Origin of the sequence: Pseudomonas rhizozeae (assembly GCF_031583775.1) — a bacterium.
GTDB lineage: Bacteria > Pseudomonadota > Gammaproteobacteria > Pseudomonadales > Pseudomonadaceae > Aquipseudomonas.
Genome location: NZ_JAVLSB010000021.1, coordinates 652,489 through 668,843 on the forward strand (window position 1 = coordinate 652,489; position 16,355 = coordinate 668,843).

At 61.0% G+C, this 16,355-nt stretch carries 17 protein-coding genes; 5 read left to right on the plus strand and 12 right to left on the minus strand.

Annotated features, from left to right (window positions below):
• Window positions 1–140: 140 nt before the first annotated feature.
• The 3 genes from RG836_RS07300 (at window position 141) to RG836_RS07310 (ending at window position 2,676) form a co-directional block, all read left to right on the plus strand.
• Window positions 141–1,148, plus strand: a complete 1,008-nt coding sequence (locus RG836_RS07300; RefSeq protein ID WP_310844390.1) for a methionine ABC transporter ATP-binding protein — start codon at window positions 141–143, stop codon at window positions 1,146–1,148.
• Window positions 1,148–1,822, plus strand: a complete 675-nt coding sequence (locus RG836_RS07305; protein ID WP_310844391.1) for a methionine ABC transporter permease — start codon at window positions 1,148–1,150, stop codon at window positions 1,820–1,822. Before RG836_RS07300 ends, RG836_RS07305 begins: the two co-directional genes overlap by 1 nt.
• A gap of 80 nt (window positions 1,823–1,902) precedes the next feature.
• Window positions 1,903–2,676: a MetQ/NlpA family ABC transporter substrate-binding protein gene (locus RG836_RS07310; protein ID WP_310844392.1), complete on the plus strand. Its 774-nt coding sequence runs from the start codon at window positions 1,903–1,905 to the stop codon at window positions 2,674–2,676.
• Between the two features lie 111 nt (window positions 2,677–2,787).
• Here RG836_RS07310 and RG836_RS07315 read toward each other — a convergent pair whose 3' ends face one another.
• The 5 genes from RG836_RS07315 to RG836_RS07335 are packed head-to-tail and all read right to left on the minus strand — an operon-like array spanning window position 2,788 to window position 6,696.
• Window positions 2,788–3,423 carry an SCO family protein gene (locus RG836_RS07315; protein WP_310844393.1) on the minus strand — a complete coding sequence of 212 codons (636 nt, stop codon included), beginning with the start codon at window positions 3,421–3,423 and terminating at the stop codon, window positions 2,788–2,790.
• Window positions 3,420–4,319: a heme o synthase gene (gene cyoE, locus RG836_RS07320; RefSeq protein ID WP_310844394.1), complete on the minus strand. Its 900-nt coding sequence runs from the start codon at window positions 4,317–4,319 to the stop codon at window positions 3,420–3,422. Before cyoE ends, RG836_RS07315 begins: the two co-directional genes overlap by 4 nt.
• Window positions 4,307–5,386, minus strand: a complete 1,080-nt coding sequence (locus RG836_RS07325; RefSeq protein WP_310844395.1) for a COX15/CtaA family protein — start codon at window positions 5,384–5,386, stop codon at window positions 4,307–4,309. Before RG836_RS07325 ends, cyoE begins: the two co-directional genes overlap by 13 nt.
• Before the next feature lie 10 nt (window positions 5,387–5,396).
• A complete protein-coding gene (locus RG836_RS07330) occupies window positions 5,397–5,990 on the minus strand; it encodes a hypothetical protein (RefSeq protein ID WP_310844396.1) in 594 nt (197 codons plus the stop codon).
• Window positions 5,956–6,696: an SURF1 family protein gene (locus RG836_RS07335; RefSeq protein WP_310844397.1), complete on the minus strand. Its 741-nt coding sequence runs from the start codon at window positions 6,694–6,696 to the stop codon at window positions 5,956–5,958. Before RG836_RS07335 ends, RG836_RS07330 begins: the two co-directional genes overlap by 35 nt.
• A gap of 70 nt (window positions 6,697–6,766) precedes the next feature.
• Here RG836_RS07335 and RG836_RS07340 point away from each other — a divergent pair, with 70 nt between their 5' ends.
• Window positions 6,767–6,970 carry a twin transmembrane helix small protein gene (locus RG836_RS07340; protein ID WP_310844398.1) on the plus strand — a complete coding sequence of 68 codons (204 nt, stop codon included), beginning with the start codon at window positions 6,767–6,769 and terminating at the stop codon, window positions 6,968–6,970.
• Window positions 6,971–6,975: 5 nt separating this feature from the next.
• On the opposite strand, the gene RG836_RS07345 is transcribed toward RG836_RS07340, so the two are convergent.
• From RG836_RS07345 to coxB, 4 genes are all read right to left on the minus strand, one after another.
• Window positions 6,976–7,863 carry a cytochrome c oxidase subunit 3 gene (locus RG836_RS07345; RefSeq protein ID WP_310844399.1) on the minus strand — a complete coding sequence of 296 codons (888 nt, stop codon included), beginning with the start codon at window positions 7,861–7,863 and terminating at the stop codon, window positions 6,976–6,978.
• A 25-nt stretch (window positions 7,864–7,888) separates the two neighbouring features.
• Entirely contained in the window at window positions 7,889–8,440 is a 552-nt protein-coding gene (locus RG836_RS07350) for a cytochrome c oxidase assembly protein (protein ID WP_310844401.1), read from the minus strand.
• Window positions 8,441–8,605: 165 nt separating this feature from the next.
• The gene (gene ctaD, locus RG836_RS07355) at window positions 8,606–10,198 is read right to left on the minus strand and encodes a cytochrome c oxidase subunit I (protein ID WP_310844402.1); all 1,593 of its coding nucleotides are present in this window, start codon (window positions 10,196–10,198) and stop codon (window positions 8,606–8,608) included.
• An 82-nt stretch (window positions 10,199–10,280) separates the two neighbouring features.
• On the minus strand, window positions 10,281–11,408 hold the full coding sequence (gene coxB, locus RG836_RS07360) for a cytochrome c oxidase subunit II (RefSeq protein ID WP_310844403.1): 1,128 nt from the start codon (window positions 11,406–11,408) through the stop codon (window positions 10,281–10,283).
• 372 nt (window positions 11,409–11,780) lie between these two features.
• Between coxB and RG836_RS07365 the strand changes: the two genes are divergently transcribed.
• A complete protein-coding gene (locus RG836_RS07365; protein WP_310844404.1) occupies window positions 11,781–12,431 on the plus strand; it encodes a hypothetical protein in 651 nt (216 codons plus the stop codon).
• 207 nt (window positions 12,432–12,638) lie between these two features.
• Here the strand turns inward: RG836_RS07365 and RG836_RS07370 are convergent, their stop codons facing one another.
• The 3 genes from RG836_RS07370 to RG836_RS07380 all read right to left on the minus strand — a co-directional run bounded on the left by RG836_RS07370 (window position 12,639) and on the right by RG836_RS07380 (window position 16,290).
• Window positions 12,639–14,165, minus strand: a complete 1,527-nt coding sequence (locus RG836_RS07370; RefSeq protein ID WP_310844405.1) for a SulP family inorganic anion transporter — start codon at window positions 14,163–14,165, stop codon at window positions 12,639–12,641.
• Between the two features lie 91 nt (window positions 14,166–14,256).
• Window positions 14,257–14,988, minus strand: coding sequence for a carbonic anhydrase (locus RG836_RS07375; RefSeq protein ID WP_310844406.1), 732 nt, complete (start codon window positions 14,986–14,988; stop codon window positions 14,257–14,259).
• Window positions 14,989–15,231: 243 nt separating this feature from the next.
• Window positions 15,232–16,290, minus strand: a complete 1,059-nt coding sequence (locus RG836_RS07380) for a PA0069 family radical SAM protein (protein ID WP_310844407.1) — start codon at window positions 16,288–16,290, stop codon at window positions 15,232–15,234.
• Window positions 16,291–16,355 lie beyond the last annotated feature (65 nt).

Sequence of the window (16,355 nt, forward strand, 5' to 3'; positions counted from 1 at the left end):
TTTTATGACCTTTGATCGCGTTATTGCCAAATCGAATGACGCCGAGCAAATAAATGCTAAGAACCTCTATACGGACAGGCTAAAATGCGCGCCCGGCTTACCGCTGATCCTTTTCCACCGCGCCCCACAAGGTTCGCTACGTGATCGAGTTTCAAAACGTCCATAAAACCTACCGCGTCGCCGGTAAGGATATCCCCGCGCTGCACCCGACCAATCTGTCGATTGAGAACGGTCAGGTGTATGGCCTGATAGGCCATTCCGGTGCGGGAAAAAGTACCCTGCTGCGTCTGATCAATCGCCTGGAAGACTCCAGCGGCGGCAAGATCTTCGTCGACGGCGAAGAAGTCACCGCGCTGGACGCCCCGAGCCTGCGGCGCTTTCGCCAGCAAGTCGGGATGATTTTCCAGCACTTCAACCTGCTGTCCTCCAAGACCGTGGCCGACAACGTCGCGCTGCCGCTGACCCTGGCCGGTGAATTGTCCCGCAGTGAAGTCGAGCAGCGTGTCGCCGAATTGCTGGCGCGGGTCGGCCTGTCCGATCACGCCAAGAAGTACCCGGCGCAACTCTCCGGCGGCCAGAAGCAGCGCGTCGGCATCGCCCGTGCCCTGGCCACCAAGCCAAAAATCCTGCTGTGCGACGAAGCCACCAGCGCGCTCGACCCACAAACCACGGCGTCAGTCCTGCAACTGCTGGCCGAGATCAACCGCGAGCTGAAACTGACTATCGTGCTGATCACCCACGAGATGGACGTGATCCGCCGGGTATGCGATCAGGTGGCGGTGATGGATGCTGGCGTGATCGTCGAGCTAGGTCCGGTGGCTGAGGTGTTCCTGCACCCCAAGCACCCGACCACCAAGCGTTTCGTGCAGGAAGACGAGCAGATCGACGAAGGCGAACAGCGCGATGACTTCGCTCACGTACCGGGTCGCATCGTACGCCTGACGTTCCAGGGCGACGCGACCTACGCGCCGTTGCTGGGTACCGTCGCGCGGGAAACCGGGGTCGACTACAGCATCCTCGCCGGGCGCATTGATCGCATCAAAGACACGCCTTACGGGCAACTGACTCTGGCAGTCACCGGCGGTGACATGGAAGCGGCGTTCGCCCGCTTCACCGCCGCCGACGTCCACATGGAGGTGCTGCGCTGATGGAACTGTTACTGGGTTTTTTCGCCAACATCGATTGGGCGGACATTTGGGAAGCCACTGGCGACACTCTGCTGATGCTCGGCGGTTCGCTGGTGTTCACCGTGATACTTGGCTTGCCGTTGGGGGTGTTGCTGTTCCTCTGCGGCCCACGGCAGTTGCTCGAAAACAAAGGCGTGTATTCGGCGCTGGCGTTCGTGGTCAACGTGGTGCGCTCGCTGCCGTTCATCATTTTGCTGATCGTGCTGATTCCCACGACTATCTTTATTACCGGGACGTCCCTCGGCGTGGCCGGGGCCATCCCGCCGCTGGTGATTGGCGCGGCGCCGTTTTTTGCGCGGCTGGTTGAAACCGCGTTGCGTGAGGTCGATCGCGGCATCATCGAAGCCACCCAGGCCATGGGCGCGACGACCCGGCAGATCGTGTTCAACGCCCTGTTGCCGGAAGCGCGTACCGGCATCCTGGCCGCGATCACCGTGACCACTATTACGCTGGTGGGTTACACCGCCATGGCCGGTGTGGTCGGCGCCGGTGGTTTGGGTGACCTGGCGATCCGCTACGGTTATCAGCGTTTCCAGAATGACGTGATGCTGGTCACCGTCATTCTGCTGGTGGTGCTGGTTCAAGTGCTGCAAACCGTGGGCGACAAACTGGTCGCGCATTTCTCGCGCAAATAACGCTGCACGCCGCCACTTACCATGAGTCGGCCCGCGCGCCGGCCGGTGCCTGAAGTGGGCGCCGCACAAGGAGTTTGTAAATGAAAAGACTGTTGGTTGCCCTCGCTGCAGTGGCGGCGTTTTCCGCCCAGGCTAACGAGACCCTGAGTGTTGCCGCCACGGCGGTGCCGCACGCGGAGATTCTCGAGTTCGTCAAACCGACCCTGGCCCAGCAAGGTGTGGACTTGAAGATCAAGGTCTTCACCGATTACATCCAGCCCAACGTGCAAGTGGCGGAGAAACGCCTCGACGCCAACTTCTTCCAGCACCAGCCGTACCTGGATGAATTCAACAAGAGCCGTGGGTCCGATCTGGTAGCGGTGGCCGGTGTACACCTGGAACCACTGGGTGCGTACTCCAGCAAGTTCAAGAAGCTGGACGACGTGCCGGGCGGCGCCAATGTGGTGATCCCGAACGACGCCACCAACGGCGGCCGTGCGCTGTTGCTGCTGCAAAAGGCTGGCCTGATCACGCTGAAGGATTCGAGCAACATCCTCGTCACGGTCAAGGACATTGCCGAAAACCCGAAAGACCTGAAGATCCGTGAACTGGAAGCCGCGACCATCCCGCGCGTGCTGACCCAGGTCGACCTGGCGCTGATCAACACCAACTATGCATTGGAAGCCAAGCTGGATCCGGCCAAGGATGCGCTGGTCATCGAAGGCAACGACTCGCCTTACGTGAACATCCTGGTGGCCCGCCCGGACAACAAGGACAGCGACGCGATCAAGAAACTGGTCGCCGTGCTGCACAGCCCGGAAGTCAAAGCCTTCATTCTTGAGAAGTACAAAGGCGCGGTACTGCCGGCGTTCTGATCGGCCTGTGGGAGCGAGCCTGCTCGCGAAGGCGTTGTGTCGGTCGACATCTCAGTCAACTGATAGATTGCTTTCGCGAGCAGGCTCGCTCCCACTTTGGTGTGTGGCGCCTCAGTTGCGCTTAAGCATCACCGGCAACTGCGCGACCAACTTCGCATTGTTCAGCGGCGAGCGAATAAACCCGCGCTGCTTGCCGTCCGGGCCGATGACCGCAAGGTTGCCGCTGTGGTCCACGGTGTAGTTGGGCTTGCTGGTGTCGGCGGGAATGAACGGGATGCTCACCGCGTTGGCGACTTTCTGTAGGTCGTCGATCGAGCCCGGTGTCAGGCCGATGAACTGCGGATCGAAGTAGCCGAGGTACTGCTTGAGCTGCTTGGGGTTGTCGCGGTTCGGGTCGACGCTGACCAGCACGATCTGCAACTTGTCCACCGCGTCCGCCGGCAGCTCGCTTTTGATCTGGCGCAGTTGGGCAAGGGTGGTCGGGCAGATGTCCGGGCAGAAGGTGTAGCCGAAAAACAGCAAGCTCCATTTACCCTTCAACTCGTTGATTGTCACCGTCTGGCCGTCCTGATTGGTCATGGCCACGTCCGGCAGCGTGCGGCTCTGCGGCAACAGGATGATCCCTGCATCGATCAACTCCGTCGGATCACCCTGGCCCTTGCCGGACAGCACCTTGTTAACGGTCAGGCCCAGCACCAGCGCGATCAGGGCAACGAGAATGAAGACGGTTTTCTGAGTTCGAGTCATAGGTTCAACAGTAAGTAGTGGTCTACGAGCAGGGCAATGAACAGCAGGAACAAGTACCAGATAGAGTACTTGAAGGTGTTGATCGCCGCGTGCGGCCGAGTGCCACGGTACAGCACCACGGCCCATTGCAGAAACCGTGCGCCGAGGCCGAGTGCGCAAATCAGGTACAGCACGCCGCTCATGTGAATGACGAACGGCATCAGGCTCACCGCCAGCAGAGCGAAGGTGTAGAGCAGGATGTGGACCTTGGTGTAATGCTCGCCGTGGGTGACCGGCAACATCGGGATATCAGCCTGGGCATATTCCTCTTTGCGGTGAATGGCCAGCGCCCAGAAATGCGGCGGGGTCCAGGCGAAGATAATCAGCACTAGCAACAGCGGTTCGGCGCTGACATGCCCGGTGGCGGCGACCCAGCCCAACAGCGGCGGCGCCGCGCCGGCCAAGCCGCCGATGACGATGTTCTGTGGCGTCGCGCGTTTCAGGAAACCGGTGTAGATCACCGCGTAACCGAGCAATGACGCGAGGGTCAGCCACGCGGTCAATGGATTGGTGAATGCCAACAGCAACGCCTGGCCAGCGATCGCCAGGACCAGGGCGAAGGTCAGCGCCGCAGCGGGCGACACCCGGCCCTCGGCCAGCGGCCGTTTGTGGGTCCGCGCCATTACCGCATCGATGCGCCGGTCCACCACATGGTTGACCGCCGCCGCGCCGCCGGCACACAACGCGATGCCCAGGTTGCCGAATACCAGCACCGTCCACGGCACCCCGGCGCGGGTCGCGAGGAACATGCCCACCAGCGAGGTGATGAGCATCAGCACCACCACTTTAGGTTTGGTCAGTTCCAGGTAATCACGCCAAATGGCCTGGCTGTGACGTTCGCCGATCAGAATCGCCATGGCACTTCTCCTTTTATTGTTATGGGCCCGGCCGAGTGTTTACGCGGGCTGAGGCGCCAGCGCACAGGGGTTTGGCGTTTGACCCGGACCAGGCTGGTGCGGGCGTGGTAATTGACCAGCACCAGGGTCAGCAACAGCGCAGCGCCGCCGGCGTTGTGCGCCACGGCCACGGGCAGCGGCAGATGGAAAATCACGTTGCTGATGCCCAGGGAAATCTGCGCGGCGAGGGCGATCAGCACCAGCCCGGCCAGGCGCGTCATGCCGACCACTTTCAGCTGCCACGCGAGGCCCAGCAACACCAGGGTCACCAGCAGCGCGCCGATACGGTGGGTGAGGTGAATCGCCGTGCGCGCATCGCTGTCCAGTTGTCCGCCGAGGTAATTGGGGCCGATGTGTTGGCTCAGGTGAAAACCGTTGGCGAAGTCCGCCGGCGGCAGCCACTGGCCGTGGCAGGTCGGGAAGTCGATGCAGGCCACGGCGGCGTAGTTCGAACTGACCCAGCCACCGAGGGCAATTTGCAGAATCACCAGCAGCAAGCCAGCGGTCGCCCAGTACTGCAAACGCTTGGGCACGGTCAGCGCTGGCAGTACGCCGGAAAGGCGCAAGGTCAGCAGAAACAACAGGCTCAGGGTGGCGAAGCCGCCGAGTAAATGCCCGGTCACCACCTGCGGCCACAGCTTGAGGGTCACCGTCCACATGCCGAACGCCGCTTGCGCCAGCACCACCGCCAGCACAAACAGCGGCAGCTTCACCGGCAGCCCCGGATGACGGCGATTGACCCAGGCCCGGCCCGCAAGAATTGCAATGATCACGGCCAGGGTGCCAGCGAAATAGCGGTGGACCATCTCGTTCCAGCCTTTGTGGGCCTCTACGGGTGTGTCCGGGAAATGCAGCTCGGCATGCGCCAGTTGGGCTTCGCTTTTCGGCACGCTGATAAAGCCGTAACAGCCCGGCCAGTCCGGGCAGCCGAGGCCGGCGTGGGTCAGCCGGGTGTAGGCGCCCAGTAGGACGACGATCAGTGCCAGCAAGGTGGCAAACAGCGCGAGGCGAAAACCAGGTTTGGCCATGACGATGCCCTCAGCCGATGTTGGACAGTTTCAGCAGGTGGCGCAGGTCGTTGAGCAGATCCTTGCCCTTGACCGTCGGGTCGTAGCGCAGCACGAGGTTGCCGTGGGGGTCGATGATCCACAGCAGCGGTGTGCCTTTGTCACCGGCGGTCTTGCTGAACTGGCTGAGGTCCAGCGGATAACGCTGCAACTGCGGGTATTCCACGCTCAGCTTGGCCTGGTAGTCGCTGTTCACAGGTTGCGCCGCCGCCAGGGCATGGGTGGCGCGTGAAGCATCACGGCCGAGGCCGATCTGAACCTGCCTCGCCAGGTATACCAGTTGCTGGCAGTCCACCGCGCAGTCCTTGGGCGCGGTTACCAGAATCTGCCAGCGATCGACGTCCGCCTGCACGCCGAGGTCGGCGCGGGTCTGGCCGTTGCCGATCAGTTCGCCGTGGTAGCTGCGACCGTCCGGCACCCAGAACTGCAACTTGTACATGCCGGTGGCGAGGATCATCGGGCCAATCACGCCGAGCACGATCAGTAATAACTGCACACGCCCGCGTCGCCGACTGGCCGGGGTCTTCGCCTCAGACATGCTGGGTGGATTCATGGCCGCTCCCATGGTGTTTCTCCTTTGCGTTGTGCCAGCCGAGATAGAGATAGAGGCCGAACAGCGCGATCGCCAACGCGAACCACTGCACGGCATACGCCAAATGTTTTTCCGGGCCCATCGCCACCACCGGCCAATCAGCCAGGTAAGCAGTGGGGCCACCTTCCGCGCGCAATTCGTAGGCGAAGCCTTCGCGGCCGAGGCTGCTCCACAGCTTGGCCGGGTCAACCGCCGTCACCAGTTGCGGCCAGGTGCTGGTCGCCGGGTCGGCGTGCAGCTGGAAGGTTGCGCCGGGGGCGACGTACACCCAGGCGTCGAGTGCCAGGGCTTGCTTCGGCGTGCTGAATTGCGCCGGGGTGCGCCGGTCCGGCCACGGCAGCCAGCCGCGATTGACCAGCAGCCACAGGCCGCTGGCCTGATCGAGGAAGGGTTGCAGCAACTCGACACCGACCTTGCCGTTACGCTGCCGGTTGTCCAGCAGCAGGCTGTGCTCGCCGTCGAACTGGCCGTGCAGGCGCACCCGGCGAAAGGCCGGGTCTTGCGTGTGTGGCAGTTCGATGCTGGCCATTGGTTCGGCGGCGCGGCGTTCAGCGTAGGCGTTGAGCAACGCGGTTTTTTCCGCGCCGCGGCTCAGTTGCCAGAACCCCAGGCACACCAGCAGCGGCAGCAGCAACGCCACCGCCAGGGTTGGCACGACGCCCGGCCGGAAGCCTTTCATGGCGCGGTCGCGAAGTCGCAAGTCGGGCTAGCTATACTCAAGTGCATTGCCGTTCCCCCGGAGTGTCCCCATGCTCAAAACAGCCATCGTCCTGATGCTGATTGCCACGGTCGTCAGCCTGTTCAGCGGCCTGTTGTTTCTGGTCAAGGACGACAGCAACTCCAATCGCCTGGTCATCGCCCTCAGCATTCGTGTGGCGCTGGCCGCCGGCACCGTCGGCCTGATCGCCTGGGGCTTTTTCAGCGGCCAGTTGGTGTCGCACGTGCCCTGGTAACGAGCTCAGAGCACATAGACGAAGATGAACAAACCGATCCACACCACGTCGACGAAGTGCCAGTACCAGCTCGCTGCCTCGAAACCGAACTGGTGCTCGTTGTCGAAATGCCCGCGCAACACCCGCATCAGCATCACAAACAAAATGATGGTGCCGATGGTGACGTGGGCGCCGTGGAACCCGGTGAGCATGAAGAACGTCGCGCCGTAGATCCCCGAACCCAGGGTCAGGCCCAGTTCGTGATAGGCGTGGATGTATTCCTCGGCCTGAAAACCGAGAAACGCGCAGCCCAGCAACACGGTCAGCGCCAGCCAGATTTTCAGCGCACCGCGATGGCCCTTCTTCAAGGCGTGGTGGGCGATGGTGATGGTGACACTGGAGGTCACCAGCAGCACGGTGTTGATCAGCGGCAAGCCCCACGGGCTGATGACGTCTTTTGGCGCCGGGAACAGTTTGGCGTCGGGGTTGTTCAGCAGCGGCCAAACGAATTCGAAATTCGGCCACAGCATGTGCGCCAGCCCCTTGGGCCCTTCGCCGCCGAGCGCCGGCCCGGAGACATGGCGGATGTAGAACAGCGCACCGAAGAAGGCGGCGAAGAACATCACTTCCGAGAAAATGAACCAGCTCATGCCCCAGCGGAACGAGCGGTCGAGCTGCGCACTGTACAGCCCGGCGCGGCTTTCCTTGATTACCGCGCCGAACCAGCCGAACAACATGTAGGCCAGCATCAGGCCGCCGACGAAAAAGATCAGCGGGCCGTGGGATTCCGGCCGTGCGGCTTTCAGATCATTGAACCAGGTGCCCAGGCCGTACACGGTGACGAACATGCCGACCGTGGCGATGATCGGCCATTTGCTCTGGGCGGGAACGTAATAATGCTCATGAGTTGCCATTTATTGTTCTCCTTATCGGGCACGCTTAACCGCCAGTGTTTACTGCAACCGGGGGATGACGAGCGGTGATATCGAACAGCGTGTAGGACAGCGTCAGGTGCTTCACATCCTTGGGCATGTCCCGGTCAACGATGAAACGTACCGGCATCTCGATCCGCTGCCCGGGCTGCAGCACTTGCTGGGTAAAGCAAAAGCATTCGGTCTTGTGGAAATACGCGGCGGCGGCGCTCGGCGCGATGCTCGGCACAGCCTGCGCGGCCATGGGGCGATTGGTGGGGTTGTGGGCGATGAAGATCATCTCGTTCACCGCGCCAGGGTTCGCCACCAGCTCACTTTGTTTCGGGTAAAACTCCCAGACCATGTCGGCGGAATTGGTCGACAGAAACTGCACCCGCACTTTTCGCGATTCGTCGGTGACCTGTTCGCCTTCGTATTGGCCGGCGGTCTTGCCGTTGATGCCGAACGCCTTGCACATCACGTCGTAGATCGGCACCAGGGCAAAACCAAAGGCAAACATCGCCACCACCACCAGCAACAGGCGGGTGACCAGTTTCTTCAGCGAAATCGAGTCAGCCATGGCATCGGCCCTTCACCATGTACCCTGTGGGAGCGAGCCTTTGTGGCGAGGGAGCTCGCTCCCGCTGGGTCGCGAAGCGGCCCCAAAAGCTTTGCGCCTGCTTCGCAGTCGAGCGGGAGCAAGCTCCCTCGCCACACAAGCTCGCTCTCACATCGGGCTGCGTGTTCATTTCACTTCCGGCGGCGTGGTGAAGGTGTGATACGGCGCCGGGGACGGGATGCTCCATTCCAGCCCTTCAGCGCCATCCCAGGGCTTGGCCGGCGCGGGCGCGCCGCCACGGATGGTCTTGATCACAATGAATAGGAAGAAGATCTGCGTGGCCCCGAACATGAACGCGCCAATCGACGAGACCATGTTGAAGTCGGCGAACTGCAGGTTGTAGTCCGGAATCCGCCGCGGCATGCCGGCCAGGCCCACGAAGTGCATCGGGAAGAACGCCATGTTCATGCCGATGAATGACAGCCAGAAATGCAGCTTGCCGAGGGTTTCGTCGTACATGTGGCCGGTCCATTTCGGCAACCAGTAATAGGCCGAGGCGAAGATCCCGAAAATCGCCCCCGGCACCAGCACGTAGTGGAAGTGCGCCACCACGAAGTAGGTGTCCTGGTACTGGAAGTCCGCCGGGGCGATGGCCAGCATCAGCCCGGAGAACCCGCCGATGGAGAACAGAATCACGAAGGCCACCGCAAACAGCATCGGCGTCTCGAAGGTCAGTGAGCCTTGCCACATGGTGCTGACCCAATTGAACACCTTGACCCCGGTGGGCACGGCGATCAACAGCGTCGCGTACATGAAGAACAACTCACCCACCAGCGGAATGCCGACCACGAACATGTGGTGCGCCCAGACGATGAACGACAGGAACGCGATGCTCGCCGTGGCGTAGACCATCGAGGTGTAACCGAACAGCGGCTTGCGCGAGAAGGTCGGGATGATCGAGCTGACGGCGCCAAAGGCCGGCAGGATCATGATGTACACCTCGGGGTGCCCGAAGAACCAGAACACATGCTGGAACAACACCGGGTCACCGCCACCGGCGGCACTGAAGAAACTGGTGCCGAAGTGAATGTCCATCAGCATCATCGTCACGCACCCGGCCAGCACCGGCATTACTGCAATCAGCAGAAACGCAGTGATCAGCCAGGTCCAGACGAACAGCGGCATTTTCATCAGGGTCATGCCGGGGGCTCGCAGGTTGAGGATGGTGGCGACCACGTTGATCGCGCCCATGATCGAACTGATGCCCATCAGGTGAATGGCAAAGATGAAAAACGTCACGCTTTCCGGGGCGTAGGTGGTAGAGAGCGGGGCATAGAACGTCCAGCCGAAGTTCGGCCCGCCACCGGGAGTGAACAGGGTCGAAACCAGCAGCAGGAACGCTGCCGGCAACAGCCAGAAACTGAAGTTGTTCATCCGTGGCAGCGCCATGTCCGGCGCGCCGATCATTAAGGGGATCATCCAGTTGGCGAGGCCGACGAACGCCGGCATCACTGCGCCGAACACCATTACCAGACCATGCATGGTGGTCATCTGGTTGAAGAACGCTGGCTCGACAATCTGCAAACCGGGCTGGAACAGCTCGGCGCGGATCACCATGGCGAACGAGCCGCCAAGCAGGAACATGCAGAAGCTGAACCACAGGTACAGCGTGCCAATGTCCTTGTGGTTGGTGGTCAGCACCCAGCGCATCAAGCCTTTGGCGGGGCCGTGGGCGTGGTCGGCGCCGGCATGACCATGGTCATCGATCACTGCACTCATGGCCGATCTCCTGCAAACGAGTGGGCTGGGTGGCGCGGGGCACAATGCCCCGACCGGTTCCGGGAACGCGCAATGGACTGGGTCATTTGCTTTCCGCCTGTTTCAGCTCCAGGACTTCTTTAGGGGTGACCATGTCGCCCTTGTTGTTGCCCCAGGCATTACGTTCGTAGGTGACCACGGCGGCGATATCGACTTCCGACAGCTGCTTGCCGAACGCCGCCATCGCGGTGCCCGGTTTGCCGTGGTAGACGATGCCCAAGTGGTCGGCTATCGGGCCAGTAGCGATTTTCGAGCCCTTGAGCGCCGGGAACATCGGCGGCAACCCTTGGCCTTCGGCCTGGTGACAGGCCACGCAGGTGGTGTGGTAGACCTTGTCGCCGCGCTCCTTGAGCTCGTCGAGGGTCCACTCTTTGCTGGTCAGTTCCGCCAGTTGCGCCGCCTCGGCTTTGCGTTCGCCCAGCCACTTGTCGTAATCGGCCTTCTCCTTGACCTCGACCACGATCGGCATGAAACCGTGGTCCTTGCCGCACAGCTCGGCGCACTGGCCCCGATACAGACCGGGTTTTTCGATCCGGGTCCACGCTTCGTTGACGAACCCCGGAATCGCATCGCGCTTGACCGCAAACGCCGGCACCCACCAGGAGTGGATGACGTCGGCGGAGGTCACTAGAAAGCGCACCTTCGCACCGGTCGGCAGCACCAACGGCTTGTCCACTTCCAGCAGGTAGTGTTCGCCCTTGGCTTCTTTGTTGTGGATCTGCTCGGCGGGAGTGGCCAGGTTGCTGAAGAACTCAACGTCCTGGCCCAGGTATTTGTAGTGCCACTTCCACTGGTAGCCAGTGACCTGGATATCGATATCCGATTCACTGGCGTCGTACATCTTGATCAGCGTGGCCGTGGCAGGAACCGCCATGGCTACCAGGATCAGGAAGGGCACGATGGTCCAGAGGATTTCGACGGTGGTGCTTTCGTGGAACTTGGCCGCCACCTGGCCGGTGGACCGGCGGTGGAGAATCATCGACCAGAACATGGCGCCGAAGACGATGACGCCGATCACCACACAGATCCAGAAAATGGTCATGTGCAGGTCGAATACTGCGTGACTGATTTCAGTCGCTCCAGGCGCCATATTGACAGTCCAGGCGGCTTGCGCCTGGCTGAAAAATGACCACAACAGGAGGCCCATCCAGACGTGTGGATGTCGCATCATTGCGGGTTCCCCTTATCGTTCTTGTTATCCCGCCGGCTAACACCAGCGGCAAGGGAGCGGCTTTTTCAGACTACGAACTTGAATCGCCGGGCCTTGCTGCACAGGCAGTCGGGCGTCATCAGCTAACTCCTTTCAAGTCCGAGTATAGACAGCACTTGCGACCCCGCAACGCGATGGCGCAAATGAACTGAAACAGCAAACGCTTGCGCTGCAGGCCACGGATGGAGAAGGATGCGCGCGAGAGGGTGGCTAAGCGATATAACGCCGATGCATCAAGGATGAAATAATTATGACAAATGCGTCTTAGCATTTTTCGAGACCCAGCTAAGTTATGTCTTCCCTATTTCATTGCCTTTGTTTCCTGGAGTTTTCATGAACACCGCCGCATTGCGCGAGCAGATCCAAACAGCCCAACAACATGAAGCCGAGACCGGCCTGCTGACCCGTCAACTGGAAAGCAAGTTGCCGCACCTGCACCCGGCCATTCAACTGCCGGAAGCCGATGCCAATGGCGTGCTGTCGCGGTTTGTCGCCGCCTATATCGATGAAGTGCCAGAACTGCTGGATGCAGCCAATGAAGTCGCCAGGGAAGCGGGAATCGAAGCGCAGATCAAGCCGGTACTGAAAATCGCCGAGCAGTACTTTCTCCAGCCGCCAGCCTGCATGGCCGGGCACGTAGGGCTCGACAGCCTGCTGGACGAAGCCTACCTGGCGCATCGGTTTGTGGAAGAGGTCAACGACCTGTACATCAAGCATTTCGGCCAGCCGCTGATCCCGTTAGACATGACCGTCGCCAACCTGATTGCCCATCAATTGATCGGCGAGGAATTCGCCAACCAACTGGATGAGGTGGTGCACCTGGCGGTGGACGAGATGCTCAACGACGACAGCTTTGCGCTGGAGTCGGTGGAAGCCTACCGCGAGACCCTCAGCAGCCCGGACACCGGCGCGGCGTGGAAACGCTGGCCGTGCATGTCCCGGCGTTTGGGCGTGGGCCTGGAGCTGGATCAAGCGGCGGTGTGAACTCAACACGAACCCTGTGGGAGCTGCGGTGCGACGATTCGACTTGCCAGCGATGACGGCCTGACAGCCAACAAATCACTACCAGATGTACATCAATCCAAATGTGGGAGCGAGCCTGCTCGCGAAAGCGGTGTATCAGCCCCGGAAATGTTGTCTGATACGCCCGCTTCGCGAGCAGGCTCGCTCCCTCATTTTTTGCTGCACGGTTTATCCCGCCGAACCGATCCCGGCCGTTGTCCGTAGCCGACCTTCCAGACGGCGCTTCAAGCCCCGCGCTTCAATCAGCAGTTTCGAGCCCTTGCTGGCATTGGCGCGGCCCCATTCTTCCAGTAATTCCAGGCACGAGTGGTCGATGTAGCTCAGGTTATTGAGCGGCACATGGACCGTCGCGCCCGGTGGGATGGTGCCCAGCACCTGGGTCAACGCCGGTACCTTGAGGAAGGTCGCCGCGCCTACCAGGCGCAATTCCATTTCACCGTCTGGCGGCAGATCGATCAGGCTGATTTTCAGGCGCGAGGCTTTCCATGCCAGTTTCGCCAGGGTCAGGCCAAAACCGATCAACACGCCGGTCAACAGGTCGGTGAAGATGATTGCCAGCGCGGTGGCGGCGTAGGTGAACATCGGCATCCGGCCATAGCGACCGAGGCCGCGAAAGGCCTTGAGGTCCACCAACTTGAAACCGGTATAGACCAGCACACCGGCCAGGCTGGCGACGGGGATGCTCTGCAGTACGCTCGACAGCAACAGCACAAAGGCCAGCAGCCACAGGCCGTGGAAGATCGTCGACATCCGCGTGGTGGCACCGGCCTGGACGTTGGCCGAACTGCGCACGATCACGCCGGTCATCGGCAGTGCGCCAACCAGGCCGCACAGCATGTTGCCCACGCCTTGCGCTGACAATTCGCGATCAAAGTCCGAACGCTGGCCACTGTGCATGCGGTCGACCGCCGCTGCGGACAACAGGGTTTCGGCGCTGGCGATGAAGGCCACCGCGAACGCTGCGATCAATAAGTTAGGGTCAGCAAAATTCAGCAGATCCGCCGGCTTCAGCCAATCGATGGCTTCGGCCAGGTTATCCGGCACTTCCACCCGTTTGACCTGCAATGCCATCAGCAGGCTGGCGGTGGTGGCCAGGCCGACGCCGAGCAAGGCGCCAGGAATGAAACGCAAGTTGTGCGGGCGGAATTTTTCCCACAGCCACATCACTGCAATCGTCGACAAACCGAGCAACCCGGCCTGCCAGCCAAAGGACGGCACGGCTTGCATCACCGCCGCCGGGAAACCGGTGAGGTTATCCAGCCCGGACGGTTTCGGCGCGCTGTCGAGCATGACGTGCACCTGCGACAGCACGATCAGCACGCCAATCCCAGCCAACATACCGTACACCACCGCAGGCGCGGTGACCCGAAACCAGCAGCCGAGTTTGAACCGCCCGGCCAGCAGTTGCAGGAACCCAGCCAATAGCAAAATCGGCCCGAGCATGGCCATGCCATGCTGGCGCACCAGTTCGAACACCAACACCGCAAGCCCGGCCGCCGGGCCGCTGACTTGCAGCGGTGAGCCGGCCAGCCAGCCGACCACCAGTCCACCGATGATCCCGGTAATCAAGCCTTTGGCCGGCGGCATGCCGGAGGCGATGGCAATCCCCATGCACAGCGGCAGGGCGACCAGAAACACAACCACGGACGCCAGCAGCTCCCGTGGCAGTACAGCTTTCAATTGCGCAGCACGCATGTCAGTTCTCCCGAAGGTTTTCTTCAGGCATGGCAAAGCCCGGCTGCCTGATCGGCAGCCACGGCAAAACCACCCTGGGGTTTAGGAGGATTTAGAAGCGCGCTTTGGGCGTCGCGATCGGCGTCGGATGGCGACCATCCAAGGGCAGGAAACAACCCTGATCCGCGTCGTAGGCTTTGATTTCACTGGTCTCGATGTTGTACACCCAGCCATGGATGAACAACTGACCGTTGGCCATGCGCGATGCCACCGAGGGGTGCGTGCGCAGGTGTTGCAACTGAGCGATTACGTTTTCCTCAGTGAGGATGTGCATGCTCTCGGATTCATTGGCGCAGTCACAGTTGTCATGAACCATGGTTTTCGCCACTTCGGCGTGGCGCAGCCAGGCTTTGACCGTGGGCATTTTTTCCAGGCTTTGCGGATTAAGCACGGCACGCATCGCGCCGCAATCGGAATGGCCACAGATGATGATGTGCTGCACGCCCAGGGCGAGAACCGCATATTCAATCGCGGTCGATACGCCACCGTTGAGCTGGCCATACGGCGGTACCACGTTACCGACGTTGCGGGTAACGAACAGGTCGCCGGGGGAGCTGTTGGTGATCAGTTCGGGCACGATGCGCGAGTCGGCGCAGGCGATGAACATGGCGCGTGGCCGTTGGGCCGTGGCCAGTTTCTTGAAGAGCTCTTCCTGTTGCGGAAAGACCTCATGATGAAAATGCAAAAAGCCATCAACGATGTGCTGCAGCGCTGCATCGGCGGATTCCGCCTCGGGGCTGGGGGAAGCCGACGCAGCCAATGGCTGTTTATCCTTGTCACTCATAATTCATCCTCTTGGGCGGACTCAGGGAATCTTTCCCTGGTTTCCACTGTGATGCCAGTGGCTGGATATAAAACATCCCGGTCGCAAGTATTCGACCCGTCAGTCACTCGATGATCAAGGTAGCGCTCGAAACTTAACTCAAACTGAATCAAAGGCTCTAGAACGTGTGTTACAGGTCACAAAAAATGTGACTGGCTGCTGGCTAAGGGCCTGCGCCTCACACAACTCTAAGGTCCATTGTCCCTAAATCAATGCCATCTGGCGCCCGGGCGGACAGAAGGCGCCGCAGTCCAGATGGAAGTCGCCGCGCCGATTCAGCCCCATGCGTTTCAAGGCTTTGGCGAAACGTTGCGCCAGCAGATCGGCAAACGGCCCTTCGCCACGCATGCGCACCCCGAAACGGCTGTCGTACAACTCACCGCCACGGCTCTGGCGGATCAGGCTCAAGACGTGGTTGGCGCGTTGCGGATAGTGCGCGTGCAGCCATTCCTCGAACAGCGGCGCCACTTCCAGGGGCAGGCGCAGCATCATGTAGTTGGCACTCTGCGCGCCGGCGGCTTGAGCTTCGGTCAGCAGGCTTTCGATTTCGCTGTCATTGATCATCGGAATCATCGGCGAACACAGCACCCCCACCGGAATCCCCGCCTCGCGCAACACCCGGATCGCCCGCAAGCGAGCCTTGGGCGCCGCTGCCCGTGGTTCGAGGATGCGCTTGAGTTCGTCGTCGAGGGTGGTGAGGCTGATCATCACCGCCACCAGGTTGAGCCGTGCCAGTTCGGTCAGCAGGTCGAGATCCCGCAGAATCAGCGACCCCTTGGTGATGATGGTCACGGGATGGCGGTAGCGCAGCAACACTTCCAGGGTCTGGCGGGTAATGCGGTGTTCACGTTCGATCGGCTGGTAAGGATCGGTGTTCGAGCCCAGGTTGATCGGCGCGCATTGATAGCCGCGTTTCGACAGTTGTTCTTCCAGCACTTGGGCGGCGTTGGTCTTGGCGATCAGCCGGGTTTCGAAATCCAGCCCTGGCGACATGTCCCAATAGGCATGGCTGGGGCGCGCGTAGCAATAAATGCATCCGTGTTCACAGCCGCGATAAGGATTGATCGAGCGATCGAACGGCAGGTCCGGAGAGTTGTTGCGGGTGATGATGGTCTTGGCGGTTTCGATCATCACTTCGGTGTTCTGGGTCTCGGGCACTTCCTGGAACCAGCCGTCGTCTTCGGCCAACGAACGGTTCGGGGCGAAACGGTTGTGCGGATTGGTCGCGGTGCCGCGACCGCGAGGTGGCAGGGGAGTGGCCATGACGGAAATCTCAAATACTGTTGTTATGTACAGTATCTGACGATTTGCACGATTCCAAGGACCGT

Excerpts from the sequence above, each read along its gene's own strand:
- RG836_RS07305 (WP_310844391.1), top strand. The coding sequence starts at position 1,148 with ATGGAACTGTTACTGGGTTTTTTCGCCAACATCGATTGGGCGGACATT.
- RG836_RS07310 (WP_310844392.1), top strand. The coding sequence starts at position 1,903 with ATGAAAAGACTGTTGGTTGCCCTCGCTGCAGTGGCGGCGTTTTCCGCC.
- RG836_RS07315 (WP_310844393.1), bottom strand. The coding sequence starts at position 3,423 with ATGACTCGAACTCAGAAAACCGTCTTCATTCTCGTTGCCCTGATCGCG.
- cyoE (WP_310844394.1), bottom strand. The coding sequence starts at position 4,319 with ATGGCGATTCTGATCGGCGAACGTCACAGCCAGGCCATTTGGCGTGAT.
- RG836_RS07325 (WP_310844395.1), bottom strand. The coding sequence starts at position 5,386 with ATGGCCAAACCTGGTTTTCGCCTCGCGCTGTTTGCCACCTTGCTGGCA.
- RG836_RS07330 (WP_310844396.1), bottom strand. The coding sequence starts at position 5,990 with ATGGGAGCGGCCATGAATCCACCCAGCATGTCTGAGGCGAAGACCCCG.
- RG836_RS07335 (WP_310844397.1), bottom strand. The coding sequence starts at position 6,696 with ATGAAAGGCTTCCGGCCGGGCGTCGTGCCAACCCTGGCGGTGGCGTTG.
- RG836_RS07340 (WP_310844398.1), top strand. The coding sequence starts at position 6,767 with ATGCTCAAAACAGCCATCGTCCTGATGCTGATTGCCACGGTCGTCAGC.
- RG836_RS07345 (WP_310844399.1), bottom strand. The coding sequence starts at position 7,863 with ATGGCAACTCATGAGCATTATTACGTTCCCGCCCAGAGCAAATGGCCG.
- RG836_RS07350 (WP_310844401.1), bottom strand. The coding sequence starts at position 8,440 with ATGGCTGACTCGATTTCGCTGAAGAAACTGGTCACCCGCCTGTTGCTG.
- ctaD (WP_310844402.1), bottom strand. The coding sequence starts at position 10,198 with ATGAGTGCAGTGATCGATGACCATGGTCATGCCGGCGCCGACCACGCC.
- coxB (WP_310844403.1), bottom strand. The coding sequence starts at position 11,408 with ATGATGCGACATCCACACGTCTGGATGGGCCTCCTGTTGTGGTCATTT.
- RG836_RS07365 (WP_310844404.1), top strand. The coding sequence starts at position 11,781 with ATGAACACCGCCGCATTGCGCGAGCAGATCCAAACAGCCCAACAACAT.
- RG836_RS07370 (WP_310844405.1), bottom strand. The coding sequence starts at position 14,165 with ATGCGTGCTGCGCAATTGAAAGCTGTACTGCCACGGGAGCTGCTGGCG.
- RG836_RS07375 (WP_310844406.1), bottom strand. The coding sequence starts at position 14,988 with ATGAGTGACAAGGATAAACAGCCATTGGCTGCGTCGGCTTCCCCCAGC.
- RG836_RS07380 (WP_310844407.1), bottom strand. The coding sequence starts at position 16,290 with ATGGCCACTCCCCTGCCACCTCGCGGTCGCGGCACCGCGACCAATCCG.